Source organism: Paraburkholderia saeva, from assembly GCF_907164555.1.
Lineage (GTDB): Bacteria > Pseudomonadota > Gammaproteobacteria > Burkholderiales > Burkholderiaceae > Paraburkholderia > Paraburkholderia saeva.
This window is the reverse complement of record NZ_CAJQZC010000002.1, coordinates 176,359-198,175: the sequence shown is the minus strand read 5'-3', so window position 1 is coordinate 198,175 and position 21,817 is coordinate 176,359. Positions and strand designations below refer to the sequence as shown.

Annotated in this window: 21 protein-coding genes and 2 tRNA genes; 7 read left to right on the top strand and 16 right to left on the bottom strand. The window is 63.3% G+C overall.

The window, feature by feature from the left end; genetic code table 11:
* Nucleotides 1-235 precede the first annotated feature (235 nt).
* Complete coding sequence (locus tag LPA36_RS05075; RefSeq protein WP_228875054.1) at nt 236-1,615, top strand: amino acid permease; 1,380 nt, start codon at nt 236-238, stop codon at nt 1,613-1,615.
* 140 nt (nt 1,616-1,755) lie between these two features.
* On the opposite strand, the gene LPA36_RS05070 is transcribed toward LPA36_RS05075, so the two are convergent.
* The gene (locus LPA36_RS05070) at nt 1,756-2,649 is read right to left on the bottom strand and encodes an SDR family oxidoreductase (RefSeq protein WP_228875053.1); all 894 of its coding nucleotides are present in this window, start codon (nt 2,647-2,649) and stop codon (nt 1,756-1,758) included.
* Nucleotides 2,650-2,741: 92 nt separating this feature from the next.
* Complete coding sequence (locus LPA36_RS05065; RefSeq protein WP_228875052.1) at nt 2,742-3,473, bottom strand: SDR family oxidoreductase; 732 nt, start codon at nt 3,471-3,473, stop codon at nt 2,742-2,744.
* Nucleotides 3,474-3,599: 126 nt separating this feature from the next.
* Between LPA36_RS05065 and LPA36_RS05060 the strand changes: the two genes are divergently transcribed.
* Nucleotides 3,600-4,526 (top strand): LysR family transcriptional regulator, encoded by a 927-nt coding sequence (locus LPA36_RS05060; protein WP_228875051.1) that lies wholly within the window; start codon nt 3,600-3,602, stop codon nt 4,524-4,526.
* Nucleotides 4,527-4,627: 101 nt separating this feature from the next.
* Here the strand turns inward: LPA36_RS05060 and LPA36_RS05055 are convergent.
* Nucleotides 4,628-4,712, bottom strand: a tRNA-Leu gene (locus LPA36_RS05055).
* Nucleotides 4,713-4,847: 135 nt separating this feature from the next.
* Nucleotides 4,848-6,239, bottom strand: a complete 1,392-nt coding sequence (hemN, locus tag LPA36_RS05050) for an oxygen-independent coproporphyrinogen III oxidase (protein WP_228875050.1) — start codon at nt 6,237-6,239, stop codon at nt 4,848-4,850.
* 234 nt (nt 6,240-6,473) lie between these two features.
* Here hemN and LPA36_RS05045 point away from each other — a divergent pair, with 234 nt between their 5' ends.
* From LPA36_RS05045 to LPA36_RS05035, 3 genes are all read left to right on the top strand, one after another.
* Complete coding sequence (locus tag LPA36_RS05045; RefSeq protein ID WP_228875616.1) at nt 6,474-6,800, top strand: YkgJ family cysteine cluster protein; 327 nt, start codon at nt 6,474-6,476, stop codon at nt 6,798-6,800.
* An 81-nt stretch (nt 6,801-6,881) separates the two neighbouring features.
* Complete coding sequence (locus tag LPA36_RS05040; RefSeq protein ID WP_228875049.1) at nt 6,882-7,466, top strand: DUF1439 domain-containing protein; 585 nt, start codon at nt 6,882-6,884, stop codon at nt 7,464-7,466.
* 72 nt (nt 7,467-7,538) lie between these two features.
* Nucleotides 7,539-8,372, top strand: a complete 834-nt coding sequence (locus LPA36_RS05035) for an undecaprenyl-diphosphate phosphatase (RefSeq protein WP_228875048.1) — start codon at nt 7,539-7,541, stop codon at nt 8,370-8,372.
* 74 nt (nt 8,373-8,446) lie between these two features.
* On the opposite strand, the gene trmB is transcribed toward LPA36_RS05035, so the two are convergent.
* The 4 genes from trmB to LPA36_RS05015 form a co-directional block, all read right to left on the bottom strand.
* Nucleotides 8,447-9,235, bottom strand: coding sequence for a tRNA (guanosine(46)-N7)-methyltransferase TrmB (gene trmB, locus LPA36_RS05030; protein ID WP_228875047.1), 789 nt, complete (start codon nt 9,233-9,235; stop codon nt 8,447-8,449).
* A 167-nt stretch (nt 9,236-9,402) separates the two neighbouring features.
* Nucleotides 9,403-9,477 (bottom strand) — tRNA-Gly (locus LPA36_RS05025).
* Nucleotides 9,478-9,550: 73 nt separating this feature from the next.
* Nucleotides 9,551-10,114, bottom strand: coding sequence for a YggT family protein (locus LPA36_RS05020; RefSeq protein WP_228875046.1), 564 nt, complete (start codon nt 10,112-10,114; stop codon nt 9,551-9,553).
* A gap of 144 nt (nt 10,115-10,258) precedes the next feature.
* Nucleotides 10,259-11,206 carry a Rossmann-like and DUF2520 domain-containing protein gene (locus tag LPA36_RS05015; RefSeq protein ID WP_228875045.1) on the bottom strand — a complete coding sequence of 316 codons (948 nt, stop codon included), beginning with the start codon at nt 11,204-11,206 and terminating at the stop codon, nt 10,259-10,261.
* 843 nt (nt 11,207-12,049) lie between these two features.
* On the opposite strand from LPA36_RS05015, the gene LPA36_RS05010 reads away from it, so the two are divergent.
* Nucleotides 12,050-12,340, top strand: a complete 291-nt coding sequence (locus tag LPA36_RS05010; protein ID WP_228875044.1) for a hypothetical protein — start codon at nt 12,050-12,052, stop codon at nt 12,338-12,340.
* A 106-nt stretch (nt 12,341-12,446) separates the two neighbouring features.
* Here the strand turns inward: LPA36_RS05010 and LPA36_RS05005 are convergent, their stop codons facing one another.
* Both LPA36_RS05005 and LPA36_RS05000 read right to left on the bottom strand, forming a co-directional pair.
* A complete protein-coding gene (locus tag LPA36_RS05005; RefSeq protein WP_228875043.1) occupies nt 12,447-13,127 on the bottom strand; it encodes a LysE family translocator in 681 nt (226 codons plus the stop codon).
* Between the two features lie 103 nt (nt 13,128-13,230).
* The gene (locus tag LPA36_RS05000; RefSeq protein ID WP_228875042.1) at nt 13,231-14,799 is read right to left on the bottom strand and encodes a UbiD family decarboxylase; all 1,569 of its coding nucleotides are present in this window, start codon (nt 14,797-14,799) and stop codon (nt 13,231-13,233) included.
* Nucleotides 14,800-15,373: 574 nt separating this feature from the next.
* Here LPA36_RS05000 and LPA36_RS04995 point away from each other — a divergent pair.
* On the top strand, nt 15,374-16,549 hold the full coding sequence (locus LPA36_RS04995; protein ID WP_228875041.1) for a transglycosylase SLT domain-containing protein: 1,176 nt from the start codon (nt 15,374-15,376) through the stop codon (nt 16,547-16,549).
* Nucleotides 16,550-16,677: 128 nt separating this feature from the next.
* On the opposite strand, the gene LPA36_RS04990 is transcribed toward LPA36_RS04995, so the two are convergent.
* The 6 genes from LPA36_RS04990 to LPA36_RS04965 form a co-directional block, all read right to left on the bottom strand.
* The gene (locus tag LPA36_RS04990) at nt 16,678-17,871 is read right to left on the bottom strand and encodes a pyridoxal phosphate-dependent aminotransferase (RefSeq protein ID WP_228875040.1); all 1,194 of its coding nucleotides are present in this window, start codon (nt 17,869-17,871) and stop codon (nt 16,678-16,680) included.
* 83 nt (nt 17,872-17,954) lie between these two features.
* Nucleotides 17,955-18,389: a transcription antitermination factor NusB gene (nusB, locus tag LPA36_RS04985; RefSeq protein ID WP_228875039.1), complete on the bottom strand. Its 435-nt coding sequence runs from the start codon at nt 18,387-18,389 to the stop codon at nt 17,955-17,957.
* Nucleotides 18,386-18,901, bottom strand: a complete 516-nt coding sequence (gene ribH, locus LPA36_RS04980) for a 6,7-dimethyl-8-ribityllumazine synthase (protein ID WP_228875038.1) — start codon at nt 18,899-18,901, stop codon at nt 18,386-18,388. The genes nusB and ribH overlap by 4 nt, the downstream gene beginning before the upstream one ends.
* 52 nt (nt 18,902-18,953) lie before the next feature.
* The gene (gene ribBA / locus LPA36_RS04975; RefSeq protein WP_228875037.1) at nt 18,954-20,102 is read right to left on the bottom strand and encodes a bifunctional 3,4-dihydroxy-2-butanone-4-phosphate synthase/GTP cyclohydrolase II; all 1,149 of its coding nucleotides are present in this window, start codon (nt 20,100-20,102) and stop codon (nt 18,954-18,956) included.
* A gap of 171 nt (nt 20,103-20,273) precedes the next feature.
* Nucleotides 20,274-20,888, bottom strand: a complete 615-nt coding sequence (locus LPA36_RS04970; RefSeq protein ID WP_228875036.1) for a hypothetical protein — start codon at nt 20,886-20,888, stop codon at nt 20,274-20,276.
* Nucleotides 20,889-20,930: 42 nt separating this feature from the next.
* Nucleotides 20,931-21,788 (bottom strand): hypothetical protein, encoded by an 858-nt coding sequence (locus tag LPA36_RS04965; RefSeq protein WP_228875035.1) that lies wholly within the window; start codon nt 21,786-21,788, stop codon nt 20,931-20,933.
* Nucleotides 21,789-21,817: the final 29 nt, after the last annotated feature.

Below are 21,817 nucleotides of genomic sequence, written 5' to 3'. Positions count from 1 at the left end.
CCCTCACGCTGAACCGGAATGACGACCTTAGCGAACAGTTCAGACGGACGCAAGGGGCGTCTTCCGGCACACGCGGAAATCGCGGCGAACGACGCGCGCTGGCTATCGCCGCCCGCAAGGCGCAGGACGCGGCCGCGTTAGAATCGAGGGCTTGGCCGGGCACGCACAGAGAATCTGCCGCAATGCATGGCGACGCCGCCCGGCATCCGGTTTTCTGACAGGAAGGCGCAACACCTTGAATAGTCCACAACATCACGACGGCCTGAAACGCGGGCTGAAGAATCGTCATATCCAGCTGATCGCGCTGGGCGGCGCGATTGGCACCGGCCTTTTTCTCGGCTCGGCGAGCGTATTGCAGGCGGCGGGTCCGTCGATGATTCTCGGTTACGCGATCGGCGGCATCATCGCGTTTTTCATCATGCGCCAACTGGGCGAAATGGTCGCGCAGGAACCCGTCGCGGGATCGTTCAGCCACTTCGCCTACAAGTACTGGGGCGACTTCCCGGGCTTCCTGTCAGGCTGGAATTACTGGGTGCTGTACGTGCTCGTGAGCATGGCTGAGTTGACGGCGGTCGGAACGTATGTGCATTACTGGTGGCCCGGCGTGCCGACGTGGGTGTCGGCGCTCGTGTGTTTTGTCGTCATCAATGCCATCAATCTGGCGAACGTGAAGGCGTATGGCGAGACCGAGTTCTGGTTTGCGATCATCAAGGTCGTCGCGGTGATCGGCATGATCCTGTTTGGCGGCTGGTTGCTCGTGAGTGGGCATGGCGGACCGCAGGCGTCGGTCACGAACCTGTGGCGCGAAGGCGGTTTCTTCCCGCATGGCGTTCGTGGGCTCTTCATGATGCTCGCGGTCATCATGTTTTCGTTCGGCGGGCTGGAGCTGATCGGCATCACTGCCGCCGAGGCCGATAACCCGCAAAAAAGCATTCCCAAAGCCGTGAATCAGGTCATCTACCGGATCCTGATTTTTTACATCTGCTCGCTGGCGGTGCTGCTTTCGCTGTATCCGTGGAATCAGGTCGCGTCGGGCGGCAGCCCGTTCGTGATGATCTTCTCGCAGATCGGCGCGGGCCTGACGGCACACATTCTTAACATCGTCGTGCTGACGGCGGCGCTCTCGGTCTACAACAGCGGCGTGTATGCGAACAGCCGCATGCTGTACGGTCTCGCGGAGCAGGGCAACGCGCCGCGCGCGCTGCTGAAGGTCGATCGCCGTGGCGTGCCGTATATGGCGATCGGACTTTCCGCGCTCGCGACGTTCGCCTGCGTGATCATCAATTATCTGATTCCGGCGGAAGCGCTCGGCGTGTTGATGGCGCTCGTCGTCGCAGCGCTCGTGATCAACTGGTCGCTGATCAGTCTCACGCATCTGAAGTCGCGCAAGGCGATGGTGCAGGCAGGCGAAACGCTGGTCTTCAAATCGCTGCTGTATCCGCTCAGCAACTGGATCTGCCTTGCGTTCATGGCGATGATCCTCGTGATTCTCGTGATGACGCCCGGGCTCGCCGTCTCCGTTCTGCTCGTGCCCGTGTGGTTGATCCTGATGTGGGGGGGTTACGTCGCGAAACGCCGCTCGGCTGCGAAGCTGGCGCGGACCCGTAACGCCTGAGCGTGTCATCGTGCAGGCGTGCGATGACGTCACGGTTTTCGGACTCGATGCGGCCATTGCCGCGCGGGGACTGAAAGCCGTTTCGGCGAGAAAGCGCGAGCGTGCTTCGGCCGTGACGTCGCCTTCGGCAACAATGAAACTCACGCCCGCACGTTCGGCGTCAGCAGATCCGCGATGCCGATGCGGCCCGCGAACTCGATGCGCTTTGTTTCACCGAGCGCGATGACATCGGCGGCGCCGTCGTCGATAAAGTCGATCACGGTGCGTGCGGGGCGTGTGCCCGCCGGCAGATCGACGACGCGGGCAATTTCGTCGGCGACCGCAACGGGGTCCGCATCTGCAGGCGACAACGCCGCGAGCCGTACGCCCACCTGGTCGAGCAGGCCGTCGTAGCGCGCGTATTGCGCGGCGGTCGCCGCATCGGCCGGTTTGCCGGCGTTCGGGAAGTGCGCCGTGCCACTCGTGAATGCGCCGGGTACGACGATCGATGTCTCCACGCCGAAGCGCGCGAGTTCATACGACATTGTCACGGCGAATGAATCCATCGCGGCCTTCGCGGCGGCGTACGGGCCCATGAACGGCGGGTAGCCGCCGCGCGTCGTCGTACTGCTTACCCACACCAGCAAACCCGACTGCTGTGCCCGAAGATGCGGCAGGGCGGCACGGTTGACACGTTGCGCGCCAAGCACGTTGGTATCGAACACACGGACGATCTCTTCCGGCGAGAACGCCTCGGTCGGGCCGATCACGAGATGGCCGGCGTTATGCACGATCACGTCGAGCCGGCCGCTGGCCTGCATGATGTCAGCAATCGCGCTATCGGCCGATTCCTGCGACAGCACATCGAGTTCCAAAGCGCGGATATCGAAGCCGCCGGCGAATGCGTAATCGCGCAATTCGCGCACGCGGCTGGCGTTGCGGCCAGTGATGTCGCGCATGCTGGCGTACACCGTGTGACCGTGCGCGGCGAGCGCGCGAACGGTGAGGTTGCCGATGCCGGTCGACGCGCCGGTGACGAGAATGATCTGTTTCACGTTTCTGCTCCTGTTCCTTTGGCTGCGTAGGGGTTGGGCGCGGCGTTGAACCGCGGGTCCTTCGATCCGCCCGCGGCTCGCGCACGTTCGCGTCAAACGATTCCGCCATTGGCGCGCAGCGTCTGGCCGTTGATCCAGGCGCCATCCGGGCCCGCGAGGAAGGCGACGGCGGCCGCGATATCGTCCGGCGTGCCGAGGCGTTCGAGCGGTGCGGCCTTCGCGAGCTTGTCGATGGTTTCCGGCGACTTGCCCGTGAGGAACAGGTCGGTGGCCGTCGGTCCCGGCGCGACGGCGTTGACCGTGATGTTGCGGCCGCGCATTTCCTTCGCGAGGATGTTCGTCATTGTTTCGATCGCTGCCTTCGTCGCGCCGTAGACCGCGTAGCCCGGAAAGCCAAGACCGATCACGCTGGTCGAAAAGTTGACGATCCGCCCGCCATCGTTCAGGCGTGTTGCGGCTTCGCGCATCGTGTTGAAGCTGCCCTTCAGGTTGATCGCGAAAACGCGGTCGAATGTGTCGTCGTCGTGTTCGGCGAGCGGCTTCACCGCGGGCATGATGCCGGCGTTGTTCACGAGCACGTCGATCTTGCCGAGTTGCGCTTCGATCGCGTCGAACATCTCGCGCACCGACTTCGCGCTCGACACATCTGCCTTCATCGCGAGCGCCTTGCCGCCGACAGCGGCGATTTCAGCGACGACCGCGTCGGCTTCCTCGACGCGATTCGAGTAGTTCACGACGACGGTCATGCCGTCGCGGGCCAGACGTTTCGCGATGCTGGCGCCGATGCCGCGGGATGCGCCGGTAACGAGTGCGATTTTGCTCATGGTGCTGCTCCTTGAAGAGGTTCGAAAGGGTGGTTCAGTGATGCCGTGAACGCATTCTGTTCCCTCTTTCCAGTTGAATAAATACGGTAGGATTGCCATAACTATGCAATCTGGATCAACAATCGTATGGACCGTTTTCGTTCGATGCAGGTGTTCACGCGGATCGTCGAGCTGGGCAGCTTCACGGGCGCGGCCGACGCGCTGGGCCTGCCGCGCGCCACCGTGACGCACACGATCAAGCAGCTGGAAGCGCGACTCGGCGTGCGTCTGCTCCAGCGCACGACGCGCAGCGTCAGCGCGACGCTCGACGGCGACGCCTACTACCGGCGCTGCGTGCGGCTGCTGGCCGATCTGGAGGAAACGGAGTCGGTATTCACGGAGGCTTCGGTAAAGCCGAAAGGCAAGCTGCGGGTGGACATGCAGGCTACGCTCGCGCATGAAATCGTGCTGCCCGAACTGGCCGCATTCTGCGAACGGTATCCGGAGCTGGATCTGGACATCGGCTTTGGCGATCGCACCGTCGACATGGTGCGTGAGGGGTTCGACTGTGTGCTGCGCGCCGGCACGCAGAAGGATTCGACGATGGTGGCGCGCCGGCTCGCCGAAATGGCGCAGGTGACGTGCGCGAGCACCGCGTATCTCGAGCGTCACGGTGAACCGCAGACACTCGACGATCTGAAAGACCACTGGGCGGTGAATTACACGCTGGCCGCGACAGGGCGCGCGTGGCCGTTCGAATTCGTGATTGACGGCGCGAGGCGCGAGATCGACGTGCCGGGGCGTGTCTCGGTATCGAACGCGGATGCGTACTTCTCGTGCTGTGTCGCGGGAATGGGGCTCGTGCAGGTGCCGCGCTATCACGCGATGCGGGCCATCGCGAACGGCACGGTGCGCGAAGTCCTGAAGGACTACCCGTTGCCGACGATGCCCGTATCGGTGATGTATCCGCATCACCGGCAGTTGTCGCCGCGTGTGCGGGTGTTCGTCGACTGGCTGGCGGGGCTTTTCAGCCGGTGGGACGCGGGCGTGGCGGGCGGCGGGCGCGTGGGCTGAGCGGCGACAGCCGGAGGGGTTTGCAGGCGTCAAGAAAACAAAACCCGCGACATCGTCATGATGGGCGCGGGTTTTTCGTTGCTGCTTTTGTTGCAATGTTCTGGTGCCCAGGGCCGGACTCGAACCGGCACGCCTTGCGGCGGGGGATTTTGAGTCCCCTGCGTCTACCTGTTTCACCACCTGGGCTTGTGGGTATTGCCTTAGTGCTGCCTTGAACTTCCCTCGCGAGCAGGCGAACCAGCGCTGCGGGAAACGCGGATTATGGCTGAAAACGCGTCTCCGGGCAAGTTGCGGGCGGCTCTGCTGTCGGCGCGACGGCGCTCAAAGCGTGCGCGAAAACCGCTCCAGCGTCTGCTGGCCGAGGTAGCGGTCGAACACCATGGCGATATTGCGCACCAGCATCCGGCCGGCGGCCAGCACGCCCAGACGTCGCGCGCCGATCGACACCAGCCCGTCGTCGGCGAACGATTGCAGTCGCGCGAGTTCCGGCGCGAATACTTCGGTGAAGGCGATGCCGTACGTCGCGTCGAATTCGTCGAAACGCAGTTCGAGATTGCACATCAACTGCGTGATGACGTCGCGACGCAACCGGTCGTCATGTGTCAGGCGCACGCCGCGCGTGATCGCGAGGCGACCCGCATCGATTGCGTCGCTCCATGCGGGAAGGTCTTTTTCGTTCTGCGCGTAGACATCGCCGACCTTGCCGATCGACGACGCGCCGAAGCCGATCAGATCGCATTCCGCCCGTGTGCTGTAGCCCTGGAAATTGCGATGCAGCGTGCGCTGCGCCTGGGCGCGTGCGAGTTCGTCGGTGGGCAGCGCGAAGTGATCCATGCCGATGTACACGTAACCCGCGTCGGTCAGACGCTCGATCACACGACGCAGGATTGCGAGGCGCACTTCCGGCGAGGGCAGCGTTGCCGGATCCATCTGGCGCTGCATCTTGAAGAGGCGCGGCATGTGCGCATAGCCGAATACCGACAGACGGTCGGGCGCGAGCGCGAGCATCGTGTCGAGCGTGCGGCTGAAGCTCTCGACGGTTTGATGTGGCAGACCGTAGATGAGATCGACGCCGATCGAATGAAAACCATGCGCGCGCGCCGCGCGCATGACGCTGCGAGTCATTTCCAGCGGCTGGATGCGGTTGATTGCCTGCTGCACGCGCGGGTCGAAATCCTGCACACCGAGACTCAGACGGTTAAAGCCCAGCGCCCGCAGATGTGCGATGGTTTCCGGTGAAGCTTCACGCGGGTCGACCTCGATCGAATATTCACCGTATGAGTCGGGCGCGAGCCGGAAGTGTTCGCGCGTGGCTGCCATCAGTTCGCCTATCTCATCGTGCGAGAGGAACGTCGGTGTGCCGCCGCCCCAATGTAGTTGCGACACCACGCGCGTCGTATCGAACAATGCTGCCTGCAACGCGATCTCGCCTTTCAACCGGTCGAGATAGGGACGCGCATGCGCACGGTTCTTCGTCACGACCTTGTTGCAGCCGCAATAGAAGCAGACGGTGTCGCAAAAGGGAATGTGGAAATACAGCGAGAGGTCGGTGCGTGCCGCGCGAGGATCGGCGGCGGCACGCGTGTAATCGGCCAGATCGAAATCGTCGCGGAACTGAAGTGCGGTTGGATAGGACGTATACCGAGGGCCGTTTGCGTTGTATTTCGCGAGGAGGTCGGGGCGAAAGAGCGTGTCGGTGTCGGTAGTGTTCATGGCGTTGTGTGCCGGCGCGGCGCTGAACGAACCACGAGCCATCGGCATCCGGTGATCGAGGCGCGTCGGGCCGTGCGGGCGCCTTGTGGGCGAGGGGTTTCGAACCCGACGAGTGTACGTGAGCGCTTTGGGCGAACATTGTGTAAAAAGGTCGCACGCGCGGCAATGGCACAATGCGGGACGGGCGGATGCTCGCCCTTGTCAGATGGTTGCGTTTCAGGAATTTTCGCTTTGATGGTTGCTTCCCTGCAGGTTTCTCCGTTTGCTGTGCCGGATCACGCGTGCCGCCCCGATTGCGGCGCGTGCTGCATCGCGCCTTCGATTTCGAGCCCGATTCCCGGCATGCCGGACGGCAAGCCCGCAGGCGTGCGATGCGTGCAGCTCGGCGCCGATCTGCGCTGCGCGATTTTCGGTGCGCCGGAGCGTCCCGCGTGCTGTTCCGGGCTGCAACCGCAAACGGACATGTGCGGTACGACGCGCACTGAAGCCCTTGCGTGGCTCACGCAGCTCGAAGCCGATACCGAGCCTTCGCGGCCAGTCCATTCGTTATCGTTATCGTGAGCGTGTGCGAGGCATGATGGTCGCGATGTCGTTCATCCCGGCGTATTGCACGTTCGACGTGGTTTCAACAGGAGGTTTCGCATGACTCAAGCCGCTGCGCCAGCGAGGCGCCGGTTCCTGCTTGCCGCGTGCGCTGCGGCTGGCGTCAGCGTTTCGCTGGCGGCGTGTGCCGCTTCGACGTTTCCGTTCATTCCGGACCACTACACGTTCTCTCCACAGCAGGTGCAGGAGGCGGTGCAGCGCAAGTTTCCGTATCAGCGGACGGTCTCGCAGGTGTTCGACGTCGCGTTGACGAATCCCGTCGTCGGCTTCCTGCCGGATACAAACCGCGTGTCCGTGAAGCTCGATGCCCGGCTGGCGAGTCCGTTCATGCCGCAACCGGTGAACGGCGTCTTCACGCTCTCGAGCCAGCTTGCGTATGACGCGACCACGCGGGCTGTCGTGCTGAAGCAGCCTACCGTCGATAACGTGGCGGTCAGCGGCGATGTGCAGGCCTACACACAGCAGATCAATGCGGCCGCGGCAGTGCTCGCGACGCAGTTGCTGACCAACTATCCGATCTACACCTTCAAGCCCGAGCAGCTTCAATTTGCCGGAGTTAACTACGAACCCGGTACAATCACCATTCTTACAAACGGCATACGTGTGCAGATCGTCGAGAAATGACGGATGCGCGGCCGGCTGGGCCGCGCGATTCCGGCTGGCCCAATCAGAACACTTTCAGAAAAAAGGCCCCGGATGGACTGGATATTGATCTGCAAGGCGCTGATTCTCGGCGTCGTCGAAGGCTTGACGGAGTTTTTGCCGGTGTCGAGCACCGGACATCTGATCGTTGCGGGCAGTCTGCTCAACTTCAATCCCCCCCACGCGAAGACGTTCGACGTCGTGATCCAGCTCGGCGCGATTTTCGCCGTGTGCTGGGAGTACCGTCGCAAGATCGGCAGCGTGGTGACCGGCTTGCCGACGCAACCTGCGGCGCGCCGTTTCACGCTGAACGTGATCATCGCGACGATTCCCGCGATCGTGCTCGGTCTGCTGTTCGAAAAAGCGATCAAGGCCGTGCTGTTCTCGCCGGTGCCGGTTGCGCTGGCGCTCGTGATCGGCGGCCTCGTGATCCTGTGGGTCGAAGCGCGTCAGCGTGACCGGGGCGCGGCACCGCGCGTGCATTCAGTCGACGATCTCACGCCGCTCGACGCGCTCAAGGTCGGTGTCGCGCAGTGCTTCGCGCTGGTGCCCGGCATGTCGCGCTCGGGCTCGACGATCATCGGCGGGATGCTGTTTGGTCTTGACCGGCGCGTTGCCACCGAGTTCTCGTTTTTCCTCGCGATTCCGATCATCTTCGGCGCAACGCTCTATGAGATGGTCAAAAGCTGGCACACGCTGACCACCGACGCACTGGGCCTCTTTGCGATCGGCCTGATCGCCGCGTTCGTGAGCGCGTTTGCGTGCGTACGCTGGTTGTTGCGGTACATCGCCGCGCACGATTTCACGGCGTTCGCCTGGTACCGGATCGGATTTGGCCTGCTGATCCTGCTGATCGGTTATAGCGGCGGGTTGAGCTGGGCCGATTGAAAGCGCGCAGTCGACGTCGAATGAAAAAAGGACCGTGCGGTCCTTTTTTCTTGTTCACGGAAATGTGGCTGCGTTCAGCTAACCGCGCGGCGGCGAAAAACGAGATCCCACACGCCGTGTCCGAGTCGCAACCCGCGACGTTCGAATTTGGTCACAGGACGATATTCCGGACGCGGCGCGTATCCGTCTGCGGTGTTCTCGAGCGCGGGTTCGGCACCGAGCACTTCGAGCATCTGTTCGGCGTAGTTCTGCCAGTCGGTCGCGCAGTGCAGATAGGCGCCCGGCTTGAGTCGCGACACGAGCAGCGCGACGAACTTCGGCTGGATCAGGCGGCGCTTGTGATGGCGCGCCTTGTGCCATGGATCGGGGAAGAAGATGTGCACGCCGTCGAGGCTTTCCGGCGCGATCATCTGTTCGAGCACTTCGACCGCATCGTGCTGGATGATGCGGATATTCGTGAGCGACTGTTCGCCCATCAGCTTTAGCAGCGCACCGACGCCAGGCTCATGCACTTCGACGCCGAGGAAGTCGTCGCCGGCGCGATGCGCGGCAATTTCCGCGGTCGTCGCGCCCATGCCGAATCCGATCTCCAGCACGCGCGGCGCCTCGCGACCGAACACGGCACTCCAGTCGAGCGCTTCGCCGGAAAACGGCACGACGAAGCGCGGACCGAGTTCGTCCATCGCGCGACGCTGTCCCGTCGACACGCGCCCCGCACGGGTGACGAAGCTGCGGATGCGGCGCAGATGCAGCGCTTCGGGCGCCTGTTGGCCGCCAGTTGCGCTGGCTTCGCCGGTTTCGCTGGAGAGGTCGTCGGCGGCTTCGGAGGCGGGCGGACGGGATTCGTTTGGGTCGTGGATCATCGTCGATGACTGCAAGGGTGAGGGCGCCGGGCGCAATGTCAGCAAACGCCGCGCCCTGATACGTCAGCGGGAATAGTGACGGCGGCGCGATTGCCGTCGCCCTGACGAAAAAGCCGCCTTCGATGAGGCGGCCTCGTGCTGGATTTCCGCTGGAGATCAGCTGAATGTGGAGCGGGCGATGGGAATCGAACCCACGTCTTCAGCTTGGGAAGCTGAGGTAATGGCCATTATACGACGCCCGCAGAGCGCGCCATTTTACGCGGTTTCGCGCGATTTGCGCAAACGGCGCGCCGCAAGTGCGCGCCGCTATTGCAATCAGATCCCGAACAGCGTCAACGAAACGGCCGCGCGCGTGACCACCATCAACAACACCTGCACGATCACGAACAGCAGGATCGGCGAGAGATCGATGCCGCCGAGTTGCGGCACGAAGCGGCGCAGCGGATTCAGAAACGGCGCGGTCAGCTGATACAGGATCGGCATGGCCGGCGAACGTGGATTGAGCCACGACAGCAGCGCCATCAGGATCGTCAGCCAGATAATCAGGTTGAGCGCCCACTTGATCACCGTGAGTAACGCGACGATCAGTAGCGTCGGCATCAGGCTGAGCGGATCGACGCCAGCGAGCCACACCATCGCGACAACGTAGATGACCGCCGCGATGATGGCCGCGACGATGCTGGCCCAGTCGATGTTGCGTGTGCTGGGAAGAATCCGCCGCAACGGCAGCACGATCCAGTTCGTGGCCTGCAGCACGGCGTTCGACACCGGGTTGTACGGCGGCATGCGGACGACCTGCAGCCAGGCGCGCAACAGCAGCGCCGCGCCGAACAGGGTGAAAACCGTATTGAGCAGAAAACGGGCGATATCGCCGACCATCTCGTGTCCTTTCCTTCTTTAGTTATTCGTAGCGGCCGCGCGTGGCGAGCCGGCTTCGTCAGGCAAGCGGTACAACCGGTGCGTGCAGAGGGTGCGCCTTGACGCGCACCTCGTCCCGCTGCGTTCGCGCCGGTCGTCACATTATCACGGCTTACGGGCCGCCTGCGATCCCTCGCCTGTCAGCCGGTCGAGCGAGCGGGCGAGCGCGTCTTCGACGACTGTATCGATCGCGTCGATCGCGGCTGGCGGCACCGGCCGACGCCGCGCCAGCGCGACCGCGCGGCGCGTCATCAGCGCGTAGAGCGCGGCGTGGTCGCCGCCCATCCCTTCGAGGAGCGCAAGCTGCTTTTCGACGACCCCGGCATCGCCTCGCGAAACCGGTCCGGCCAGCGCACCCGGCAAGCCTTTGTCGCCGGCAGTCTGGATCGTGCCGGCGAGCATCGGCAGCACTGCACGCAACGCGTCGTCTTCGTCGAAACCGAGCGTGCGCCAGAGTCCGACGCACTCCGCGAGGCCACACAGCGCGAAACTCGCCGCGTAGTGCGCGGCCGCGTGATAGAGCATGCGGCCGCCCGGCGGAATCGACAGTGGATGGCAGCGCAGTGCGCCCGCCAGCGCGACGAGCGCATCCTTCAGCGCGCCGTCGGCCTCGATCGAGACGGAGCAACCCGCGATGCGTTCGATATCTGCGAGATTCCCGCCGAACAGGTAGAGTGGATGAAAGCCACCGATCGAGGCGCCCTGGTCACGCGCCGGCGCGAGCAGATCCACCGGCGACGCGCCACTGCAATGCACGAGCGCCCATGCACCGGAGCCCCGCGCGCCGGAATCGAAGCGCACTGTGTGGGCTGTCGTACCGATACTGTCATCGGGGACGGCTAAAAAGACGATATCGGCTGCGTCGACAACCTGTTGCGGGAGGTCGTACGCGGTGCAATGCCCGATCTGACCTGCGAGCGCCTGCGCGGATTCCCGCGAGCGGCTCGCAATCGCTGTGACCGGATAGCCGGCGCGCGAGAAGCCGTGCGCGAGACAGTGGGCGAGCCGGCCCGCGCCGACGAAACCCAGACGCGGCATTGGGGACAGGGACATGGTTTTCAGCTCCGGGCAGAACAATGACGGAACGGCGAGTATCGCGCATTCAAATTAACGCCGGTTGGTGTCGGCGCCTTGCCAGCAAAGGAGGTGAACCGGTTTCAGAGGCATCGGGGCATTCTTCAGAAGGTTACGTGACGGATATGACGGGCCGTCGTATGTATCTGACAGGGGATTGCCCCCGGGTCCGAAAACTGCTCACAATGAATCCCCACTTCAGATTTCCGGCAGTCCCAGTTGTTGTTTCTTCTGTAGCGCAGCCAGATTTTCGGGAGGTACACGATGAGCATTTTTTCTTACCGAAAGCACTTGCGGTTTCTGACACACTCACAGCGGCGCCGCTGGTGGGATCAAAAGAAGCGGCTGTCTCCACGCGTACAGATTAGCGGTGCCTATGTGCCACCCAGCGTCTCTCGGGAATTTACGTATGTGAAGGTCGGGTGACGTAAGCTGACCTCCAGAAGTGCCCGGCGGTTTCGCCGGGCACTTTGCGTTTACGGCTGCCGTAAGCGGATAAATCGACGTGTGGAGACAACGAAATCGCGTGGACCCTGCAGCGAATTTGTAATGAAACATTACCGATGTGACCGGTAATCATGCGGTGCAACCGGTAAAAATGTCATCGATCGCGAATGACCTGCCGCAAACCCTTGATTTTCGAAAGGGAAGCGGCCACTTGAGAGACGTGAGGCGCGTACGCGTTTTCCGCGTTTGAAGCAGTCATTGCAATTTGCAACAAATGCCATCGACGCTGCGAAGTCTTTTTCGATACATTGGATCGTAAGGGCTTGGCCCGTCATGCGACCTCGCCATCGGGGCGGGCCGCCAGGAGAAATAGAAGTGAAAAAGATCGTCCCGTTTATCGCTGCTGCCGCGCTTGGCGCGGGGCTTACCACTGCCGCTCAGGCGCACGTGTCGATCGGTGTCGGTATCGGCATTCCAGTTGCCCCGGCGTATCCGGTCTACGCTGCGCCGCCGCCTGCGTACTATGCGCCGCCGCCGGTCGTGTACGCAGCGCCGCCTGTGGTCTACGCGCCGCCGCCGGTGGTCGTCGGCGGCTACTACGGATATGGTCGGCCGTACTACCATCACGGCTATTACGGTCGCGGTTACTACGGTCCGCGTTACTGATCCTGTAGCAAGCCGCGTGTTCGCGAATGATGTGAGCGCGGCTCGGCCTTGAGAATTTGTAAACGGCGCAACGCCGGCTTGAACGCCGCGTTGCGCCGTTTTTCTATTAGCCAGCTACCACGCTGCTCGTGTGTACGATCAGGTCGCGATAGCCGTCAACGATCACGCTGTACGAGAAGTACGCGAACAGCAGCGCCGACAGCACATGACACGCGCGCAGCAGACCTGTGCCTGCGCGTTTGCGTCCGTGACTTGCCAGTCCGCAGATGAACACGTTCCAGCACAGTCCGCCGAGAAAGAACCCGCCAAGAAAAACCGGCGCCGTCGTCACCGTCGTTGCACCGGCTTTGGCAATGAGCGCGCCACCGACAGCCGCAAACCACAGGATCGCCGATGGCGACGAGATTGCGAGCAACGTGCCGCGCATGAATCCGCGCCACGCGCTGAGATGCGGTGCGTTCGCATCCGCCTCGCCTTCAACGGGAGGCGCCGAAGCAGGGAAGAGTGCCTCGCGCGCCATCTTCCACGTGAGGAGCAGCAGGATGGCCGCGCCGCCGATCCACACGATCCATCGTACCGGTTCGAATTGAAGCAGCGCGGCCATGCCGGCAAGCGCAAGCGCTGCATAGATCAGATCACCGAAACACGAGCCGAGACCGAGCCAGAAGCCGGGTTTGAATCCGTGCGACAACGTCAGCGAAATGATCGCGACGTTGACGAGACCGATATCGAGGCACAGCGAAAGCGACAGAAAGAAACCATCCGACAACATTGATAAACCGTGCATCCCAGCCCATTCCCCGTTTTGTTCTTCATGCTCCAGCGGCGCTTGCCATACATCGCGTCCGCCGCAGGAAAAATCATGTCCTGTTGCTCGCCACGCGACGGCTTTAAAGGCCGAGTTCCTGCCACATCGCGTCGATGCGCTTTTTGACTGCTTCATCCATCACGATGGGGCGGCCCCATTCGCGACCGGTTTCGCCGGGCCATTTGTTGGTCGCGTCGAGTCCCATCTTGGAGCCGAGCCCTGCAACCGGCGAGGCAAAATCCAGATAGTCGATCGGCGTGCGGTCGACGAGCACCGTATCGCGTGAAGGGTCGATGCGCGTGGTGATCGCCCAGATCACTTCTTTCCAGTCGCGAATGTTCACGTCTTCATCCACCACCACGATGAACTTCGTATACATGAACTGTCGCAGGAAGCTCCACACACCGAACATCACCCGTTTGGCATGTCCCGGATAGCTCTTCTTCATCTGGACGATGGCCATCCGGTAGCTGCATCCTTCGGGCGGCAGATAGAAGTCGGTGATCTCGGTGAACTGCTTCTGCAGCAGCGGCACGAACACTTCGTTGAGCGCGACGCCGAGCACAGCGGGCTCGTCGGGCGGCTTGCCGGTATAGGTCGAATGGTAGATGGCGTCGCGCCGCATCGTGATGCGCTCGACAGTGAATACGGGGAACCACTCCTGTTCGTTGTAGTAGCCCGTGTGATCGCCGTACGGACCTTCAAGCGCATGTTCGTATGCCGCCGAAGCACCCTTCGACGGACGCGGCGGCGCGCCGGCCGGCGCCGCTTCGGGCGTGCCGGACTGCGGGTAGATAAACCCTTCGAGCACGATCTCGGCGCGTGCCGGCACCTGCAGCGTATCGACGCCCGGCGTGATGCACTTCGCGAGTTCCGTGCGACCGCCGCGCAACAGGCCGGCAAACTGGTATTCGGAGAGCGTGTCCGGTACCGGCGTCACCGCGCCGAGCACCGTCGCCGGGTCGGCGCCGAGCACGACCGCGACCGGATACGGCTTGCCCGGGTTCTGCAGCGCGAACTCGCGGAAATCGAGCGCGCCGCCCCGGTGCGCAAGCCAGCGCATGATGAGCCTGTTGCGGCCGATCAACTGCTGCCGGTAAATGCCAAGGTTCTGCCGGGTCTTGTTCGGGCCCCGCGTGACGGTCAGTCCCCACGTGATGAGCGGACCGGCGTCGCCGGGCCAGCAGGTCTGGATCGGCAGCTTCGCCAGATCGACGTCGTCGCCTTCCCAGACGATTTCCTGGCAGGGCGGCGAACTCACGGTCTTCGGCGACATGTCCCAGACGGCCTTCGCGAGCGAAAACAGCTTGCCGGCGTCTTTCAGGCCCTTGGGCGGCTCCGGCTCCTTGAGGGCGGACAGAAGGCGTCCGACGTCGCGCAATGACTCCAGGGCGGCGCTATCGCCGTTTTCCGCGCCTGCATCGATACCCATGCCGAGCGCCACGCGTCGCGGCGTGCCGAACAGGTTGCCGAGAACCGGGAACGCGTGCTGCTGTGTGCTTTCAAACAGCAACGCAGGCCCGCCGGCGCGCAGCACGCGATCGCAGATTTCCGTCATTTCGAGGACAGGTGAGACGTGTTGCGGAACGCGGCGAAGCTCGCCCAGCGTCTCGAGGCGACCGACGAAGTCGCGCAGGTCTTTGTATTTCATCGGGTCCTGATCGGGGCGGCAGCACGCCGCAAAGTGAGGGCGCGGTAGACAATCGCCGCGCCAGATCGATTGTCGATTTTACCTGCGTTGGCTAGCGCACGTTAAAGGGCAAAAGTGTGACTGCCCGGAAACGCGCGCAGTGCGCGGTTTAGAGGTCGCTGAACACTGTTCATTATTACAATTAGTTATAGATTTGCTTATTCATAGTGTTGACGATCTATAAAACCCTGCTAGAATCCGTCCACATTGGTTGCAGGGTTTGCACGTTTTAACCACTACCCCCGGTCTTCTGACGCAACGCGTCGCCGTTTGCCGATCCCTGCTCGGTACTTCACGGTCTTGCCTGTTTTCCTCGCCGGCGCCTTTTTCGCGCTGGTTTTTTCGTGTGGGAGCCTCCGCCCGCGTGCTGCAAACAGCATGCCGCCGGAACTTTAGATGGGCTCCCCGAACGGTGTATGCCGTTTTCCCGACGCCGCTGTCGCCCCGACCAGAGCGCGCGACGTCTTGATTCTGCGAATGGCTGTACGTCGGCTTGCCGACGCGTTCGCCGCTTCATGCAAATTGGGAGATCTGAATGAACGCCTGGTTATCGTGGCGTCCCGACGAGCGTCTCGCGCAGGTTATGCGCGGTGCATTGCGACGTGGGACCCGTATGAGTCATCACCTGTTCAGCATCGTCGGCGGTTTTGCCGTCGTGCTGGCCCTTGCCCTGTGGCTGATGCCCACCTGGCGCGGCACCCTCGCCGCAAAGCTGATGCCGGTTATCTCGGCCGCAGTGAAGGCGGGTCCGGCCCGTCTGCTGCAAGGCAACCCGCTGCCGTCGTTCGGGCCTGCAACGGCCCAGCCTGACGACACGTTGTCGTCGAATCAGGCAGTCAGCGTCGATACCGGCAGCAACGGTACGACCGCCAATACCAGCTATGACGGCGCCTTCGATGGCAGCGGCACGGCTGGCCTCGGCGCCGTGGCGCTGAACGGCCTCGATCCGCGCACGCTGCCGACGGTCGGCTCGCTCGCCCGCATGATTCCGGCGCAGCGCGTTTCCGCCGATGCACGCGACGACCGCGTACTGATCTCGACCCGCGAGCAGGATCTTGTCGCTTCGTATCTGTCGCGCCGTTATCGCGTCGCTCAGGAGCCCGTCAGCGAGCTCGTGAAGGCCGCGTTCGACACCGGCCGCGAAGTCGGTCTCGATCCGTTGTTGCTGCTCGCCGTGATGGCAATCGAATCCGGTTTCAATCCGTATGCAGAAAGCGGCGTTGGTGCTCAAGGTTTGATGCAGGTCATGTCGAAGGTGCACTCGGACAAGTTCGAGTACTTCGGTGGCCAGAGCGCTGCGCTTGAGCCGCTGACCAACATCAAGGTCGGCGCACTCGTGCTGAAGGATTGCGTGGCGCGTGGCGGGTCGCTTCCGGGCGGTCTGCGTCTGTATGTGGGCTCGACGTCGCAGGACGACGGCGGTTACGGCGCGAAGGTGATGGCCGAGCGTGGACGCCTGCGCGACGTGGCGCGTGGCCGCAAGGTGCCGGTCAACGCACCGCAGGCTCCGACCACGACCACCGCGTCGACTGCGGCGGCTGCGGCCACCACGAACGCTTCCACGAAGCGTGTGCAGGTGACGCTCGACAGCGCGCATCCGATGACGACGGCGAAGGCTGCGACGTCAGCGTCGCACGACAAGTCGTCGGTGCAGGATGACGCAAGCTCCAGCGCGACGAAGCATGTTGCTTCGTCGGAACTGGGTGCCTGATACGTCGCATTGATATGCATTAGCGTCACCGACGCAGGCTGGAACGGGTAAAGAAAAGGGCACTTCGGTGCCCTTTTTCGTTGCTGTGCGCTTCCGGAAAAAGCGCGTGAGGTCAGCCTGTCTCCAAGTCAGCGGCCGAACAGCCCGCCGAGTCGCTCCACGGCTTCTTCGAGCTTCGCGTACGCCGTCGCGTAGGAAAGCCGGATATAGGTGTGCGGCGCGTGCGATCCGAAGTCCATCCCCGGGACCAGCACGACGCCCGCGTCGTGCAGCATCGCGCGGGTGAGTGCGGCGCTATCGCCAGCGGCAGGGTGCGCGACGTGCGTGCAGTCGGCGTACACATAGAACGCGCCATCCGGCATCACCGGCACCGAAAAGCCGAGCGATTCGAGCGCAGGCGCGATGAAATCGCGGCGGCGCTTGAATTCGAGGCGACGACCTTCGTAGATGCTGATCGTGTCCGGCTCGAAACAGGCGAGCGCCGCATGCTGCGCCAGCGCCGAGGCGCAGATGAACAGATTCTGTGCGAGTTTCTCGAACGCGCCGACCATCGCGGGTGGCACGACGAGCCAGCCCAGGCGCCAGCCGGTCATGTTGAAATACTTCGAGAAGCTGTTGACCGTGATGACATCGTCACCGAACGAAAGCGCGGACACGGGCGGCGCGTCGTAGCTCAAGCCCTGATAGATCTCATCGACGATCGTAAAGCCGCCGCGCGCGCGGACCGTCTTCACGATGCGTTCGAGTTCGGCAGGTTCGATCGACGTGCCGGTCGGGTTCGACGGCGACGCGAGCAGCACGCCGCGCGTACGGTCGTTCCACAGGCGCTCGACGTCCGCCGCAGTCAGCTGGAAGCGCTCTGCGGGACCGCTCGGCACGAGCACCGCCTTGCCTTCCGCCGCGGCGACAAAGTGCCGGTTGCACGGGTAGGACGGATCGGGCATCAGCACTTCGTCATCGCGATCGACGAGCGCGGCGCACGCCAGCAGCAACGCCGCCGAAGCACCTGCAGTGACGACGATGCGGGCAGGATCGACGGTGATGCCGTACATGCGCTGGTAGTGCGCCGCGATCGCTTCGCGCAATGCAGGCAGGCCAAGCGCGTTCGTGTATTGCGTGACACCCCGGCGCAGCGCGCGGGTGGCGGCCTCGATGACGGGTTCTGGGGCCGTGAAATCGGGCTCGCCGATTCCCATGTGAATGATGTCGCGCCCCTGGCGCTCCAGCAATGCGGCCTCTTTGGCCAGCTCCATCACGTAAAACGGCTGGATGGCGTCGACGCGGGCGGCAAGCCGCACCAGCGGTTCAGACACAGTGCTCATGCGGATACTTCCAGTTTCCCAGTGGCGCGACCGGCCGGCGCGGCCCGGTTGAACCGGGCTGCACGCTTTCCGGCCCCGCTGGATCAGTGCTTGCGGGCGGCCTGTGTTTCGGCGGCGCGCAGTTGTACCGACAGCTTGTCCAGCACGCCATTGACGTACTTGTAGCCGTCCGCGCCACCGAACGTTTTGGCGAGTTCGACGGCTTCGTTGATCACGACGCGATACGGAATATCGACGTGATTCTTCAGTTCGAACGCAGCGACCAGCAGGACCGCGCGTTCGACCGGCGAGAGCTGGTCGATCGGACGGTCGAGGCACGGCATCAGGTCGATCGACAGGGCTTCCGACTCGCGGATGACACCGTGCAGCAGCGCGTCCAGATGCTCGTGGTCGGCCTTGTCGTAACCTTGCGCGCCGCGCAGTTGCGCGTCGATTTCACCGGTAGGCGAGCCCGACAGCAGCCACTGGTAGAGACCTTGCGTGGCCAGTTCGCGGGAACGTCGGCGAGCGCTCTTCATGCCCGTTCCTCTTCGTCTTCCTCGTCTTCATCTTCGTCGTCATCGCCGCCGAGCTGCTCGAGTGCAACCGAGAGGTTCGCCATTTCGACGGCGACGCGCGCCGCGTCGCGACCCTTTTCGGTCATGCGTACGACGGCCTGTTCGTCCGTTTCGGTCGTGAGGACCGCGTTGGCGACGGGAATGCCGAAGTCGAGGCCGATGCGCGTGATGCCGGCACCGCTTTCGTTCGACACGAGTTCGAAGTGATACGTCTCGCCACGCACGACGGCGCCGAGCGCGATCAGTGCATCGAACTGGCCGCTTTCAGCCAGCTTTTGCAGCGCGAGCGGGATTTCCAGTGCGCCCGGCACGGTAACGAGCAGCACGTCTTCACCCGTGACGCCGAGGCGTTCGAGTTCTTCGATGCAGGCGTCAGCGAGGCCGTTGCAGACAGGTTCGTTAAAGCGCGATTGCACGATGCCGACGCGCAGGCCGTCACCGTCGAGATTCGGTTGATATTGTCCGATTTCCATTTGAGGTCCGTAGTGTTTGGGATGAACGCGTGTGAGCGGTGAGTTTCCGGTGTCAGGCCTGCGTGGCCGCGCCCGGCGGGCAGGCCGCGAGAGCACCAGGCATCGGTACGAAACCCGTGACTTCGAGGCCATAACCCGACATCGTGCCCAGCTTGCGCGGGTTCGATAGCACCTGCATCCTGCCGACACCCAGTTCGCGCAGGATCTGCGCGCCGATGCCGTAGGTCTTGAAGTCGACCGGACGGCGCTTGAGTGCCTCAGCACGTTCCTTTTCATCGAACGCCTTGAAGACGTCGATCAGGTGATCCTTCGAGTCGCCGCAGTTGAGCAGCACCACCACGCCCAGATCGCGTTCGGCGATTTCCTTCATGGCTGCATCGAGCGTCCATGAGTGCGTGGAGGCACCCACTTCCAGCAGATCCAGCACCGACAGCGGCTCGTGAACGCGCACGGGCGTTTCGCGATCCGGCGTGGGCGTGCCGCGCACCAGCGCGATATGCGGCGAACCGCTCGGCTGGTCGAGATACATCACCGCGCGGAACGGACCGTGCGCGGTTTGCATCGTGCGCTCGCAGATGCGCTCGACGATCGACTCGGTGCGGCTGCGGTAATGGATCAGATCGGCAATCGTGCCGATCTTCAGATTGTGCTCCTGCGCGAACTCGATCAGATCGGGCAGGCGCGCCATCGTGCCGTCGTCCTTGATGATCTCGCAGATCACCGCAGCCGGCGTGAGCCCCGCGAGCGCCGTGAAATCGCAACCGGCTTCAGTGTGACCGGCGCGCACCAGCACACCGCCAGGCTGCGCCATGATCGGAAACACGTGCCCCGGCTGCACGATGTGCTCGGCGCGGGCGTCGTGCGCGACGGCTGTCGCGATGGTGCGCGCGCGGTCGGCGGCGGAAATACCGGTTGTCACGCCTTCGGCGGCTTCGATACTGACCGTGAACGCCGTGCCGTACTGCGTGCCGTTGCGATACGTCATAAGCGGCAGGTTGAGCTGCTTGCAGCGCTCCTGCGTGAGTGTCAGGCAGATCAGGCCACGGCCGTAGCGGGCCATGAAATTGATCGCTTCCGGCGTGATGAATTCGGCGGCGATCACGAGATCGCCTTCGTTTTCGCGGTCTTCTTCGTCGACGAGAATCACCATCCGGCCGGCCTTCAGCTCGGCGATGATCTCAAGGGTGGAGGCGAGCGTCATGTTGGCGAGATTGTCGGGAAAGCGCGTATTTTACGCCACGCGAGCCCCCGCGTCGCTTCGTCCGGACGGGCGAGGCCAGATGGCCGGGTTTACACGGGCAACCTGCGTGTCACCTGGCCATCCGGCTGACTGCCGCCGGCGTGCGGGCGGCCTTATGCTCGAACCCGGAAATCAGGAAGGGGACGACCCATGCGCGCCGGAATTGACAGCGCCTGGCCGGTTGAGCACCTGGCCGGGTTCGCGCCAGTTGGGCTCGACGCCCATGAAGCGGTCGAAGTAGGCAATGGCGAGGCTCGGCTCCTCGACGACGTTTTCGCGAAACGACTGCCAGACGTCGCGGTGCGAGAGAGCCTCGGCCGGCTGGACCACCAGCGCACACTCTTCACGCATGACATGTTTGAGCGTGCCGATGCCAAACCAGGTGAGCAGATAACCCACCGGCCACCAGCCGGCGATATCGTCCGTCGCGGGCTGCAGGTGTGGCGAAGGCTCCGTAGTCACGTGAACGGCCTTGTCGCGTAGCAGGTCGCGCAGCAGCACGCCAAACGCAAACTGGAAGTAGTCGGGCGCGTTGCGCTTCCTGTAGCCCGCGTTGCGCGAGACCACATCGAGCCACGCGAAAAACGCGCGGGTGAACTGGCGGTCGTCGATTTCGATGCGCACACCGTGCCGCTCGCGGTATTCGTCGCAGCATCGCTGCAACAACTGGCGGCAGAGCGTGAGTTTCTGCACGTGGTCCCACGTGCCGGATTCCCGCGTGTGGATGCTGCTGAGCGGCTGGCCCATCAATGCTCCCGTGCACGCGCGCAGGGTTTGCGCGCGCGGGTTTCAGCAAAGGTGCGTGACGACATGTTCGATTTCGTCGCTCAATGCCCGCAGCGGCTCGCGCTCTTTCAGCGCGCGTCGGAACGCGGCTTCGCGGGCACCGGTCACATCGGCGAAAAATCGCATCACGGCGTCCGGTTCAGTTACGAGCCCGGAGGGGCAGATGTCTTTCGCGAGCGAGGCGATGGTGAGCATCAGGAACACATAGGCGTTCGGTTCGGTCACGAGCCACCACGGCGCGCTCGCATCGGGAAGAACATCGAAGCGCGTGCTGCGGATCGGCTGCTGGTCGATCAGCGAAAGCACGAGGTGCGCGCCCGTGCGGCACAGCGCGCTACACGACGTCGCGGTATCGGCGGAAACCTGGGTCAGTTGCGTACCCGGCGCATGACGGGACTCGTTCATCAACTCGAACGCACTGCTGATGCGATGCTCGAAGATCAGCACGTCATTGGCGCCGCTCTGCATGATCATGCGTTTGGCTGCGGCGTAATACGTGGTCGAAAACCTGCGCAACGTTTTCGCCTGATTGCCCGACTGGCTGAGATAGCTCGTCAACGCATCGAGGGGAACCGGCGATTTCCAGTGATCCTGGAGCGGTGGCACGGCGTGGCCGGCAAACGACTCGGCGGTTTCGATCAGGCCATCCGCGAGTTGCGCGACGGATTCCAGCGACAGATGCGAAGGCGCCCTGGAAGTTTGCGTGGCAGGTGAGCGTGTCGTGACGGGCCGGTCGCTCTTGATCGGGCCGGGCACATTGCGTGCCGCATAACGAAGCTGACGCGCACAGTCTCTCAGTGCGAGCCCCAGTTGGCTGATGTCGCGGCCGAGGTGCTGCGGCAAGGGCGATTTCGACTCCATGGGCGTCTCTGGGTTGCAACATTTGAAGT

What these genes read in the sequence shown, in the direction of transcription:
- LPA36_RS05065 (WP_228875052.1), bottom strand. Translation starts at nt 3,473, where the DNA reads ATGAGCAAAATCGCACTCGTTACCGGCGCATCCCGCGGCATCGGCGCC.
- LPA36_RS05060 (WP_228875051.1), top strand. Translation starts at nt 3,600, where the DNA reads ATGGACCGTTTTCGTTCGATGCAGGTGTTCACGCGGATCGTCGAGCTG.
- hemN (WP_228875050.1), bottom strand. Translation starts at nt 6,239, where the DNA reads ATGAACACTACCGACACCGACACGCTCTTTCGCCCCGACCTCCTCGCG.
- LPA36_RS05045 (WP_228875616.1), top strand. Translation starts at nt 6,474, where the DNA reads ATGGTTGCTTCCCTGCAGGTTTCTCCGTTTGCTGTGCCGGATCACGCG.
- LPA36_RS05040 (WP_228875049.1), top strand. Translation starts at nt 6,882, where the DNA reads ATGACTCAAGCCGCTGCGCCAGCGAGGCGCCGGTTCCTGCTTGCCGCG.
- LPA36_RS05035 (WP_228875048.1), top strand. Translation starts at nt 7,539, where the DNA reads ATGGACTGGATATTGATCTGCAAGGCGCTGATTCTCGGCGTCGTCGAA.
- trmB (WP_228875047.1), bottom strand. Translation starts at nt 9,235, where the DNA reads ATGATCCACGACCCAAACGAATCCCGTCCGCCCGCCTCCGAAGCCGCC.
- LPA36_RS05020 (WP_228875046.1), bottom strand. Translation starts at nt 10,114, where the DNA reads ATGGTCGGCGATATCGCCCGTTTTCTGCTCAATACGGTTTTCACCCTG.
- LPA36_RS05015 (WP_228875045.1), bottom strand. Translation starts at nt 11,206, where the DNA reads ATGTCCCTGTCCCCAATGCCGCGTCTGGGTTTCGTCGGCGCGGGCCGG.
- LPA36_RS05005 (WP_228875043.1), bottom strand. Translation starts at nt 13,127, where the DNA reads ATGCACGGTTTATCAATGTTGTCGGATGGTTTCTTTCTGTCGCTTTCG.
- LPA36_RS05000 (WP_228875042.1), bottom strand. Translation starts at nt 14,799, where the DNA reads ATGAAATACAAAGACCTGCGCGACTTCGTCGGTCGCCTCGAGACGCTG.
- LPA36_RS04995 (WP_228875041.1), top strand. Translation starts at nt 15,374, where the DNA reads ATGAACGCCTGGTTATCGTGGCGTCCCGACGAGCGTCTCGCGCAGGTT.
- LPA36_RS04990 (WP_228875040.1), bottom strand. Translation starts at nt 17,871, where the DNA reads ATGAGCACTGTGTCTGAACCGCTGGTGCGGCTTGCCGCCCGCGTCGAC.
- nusB (WP_228875039.1), bottom strand. Translation starts at nt 18,389, where the DNA reads ATGAAGAGCGCTCGCCGACGTTCCCGCGAACTGGCCACGCAAGGTCTC.
- ribH (WP_228875038.1), bottom strand. Translation starts at nt 18,901, where the DNA reads ATGGAAATCGGACAATATCAACCGAATCTCGACGGTGACGGCCTGCGC.
- ribBA (WP_228875037.1), bottom strand. Translation starts at nt 20,102, where the DNA reads ATGACGCTCGCCTCCACCCTTGAGATCATCGCCGAGCTGAAGGCCGGC.
- LPA36_RS04970 (WP_228875036.1), bottom strand. Translation starts at nt 20,888, where the DNA reads ATGGGCCAGCCGCTCAGCAGCATCCACACGCGGGAATCCGGCACGTGG.
- LPA36_RS04965 (WP_228875035.1), bottom strand. Translation starts at nt 21,788, where the DNA reads ATGGAGTCGAAATCGCCCTTGCCGCAGCACCTCGGCCGCGACATCAGC.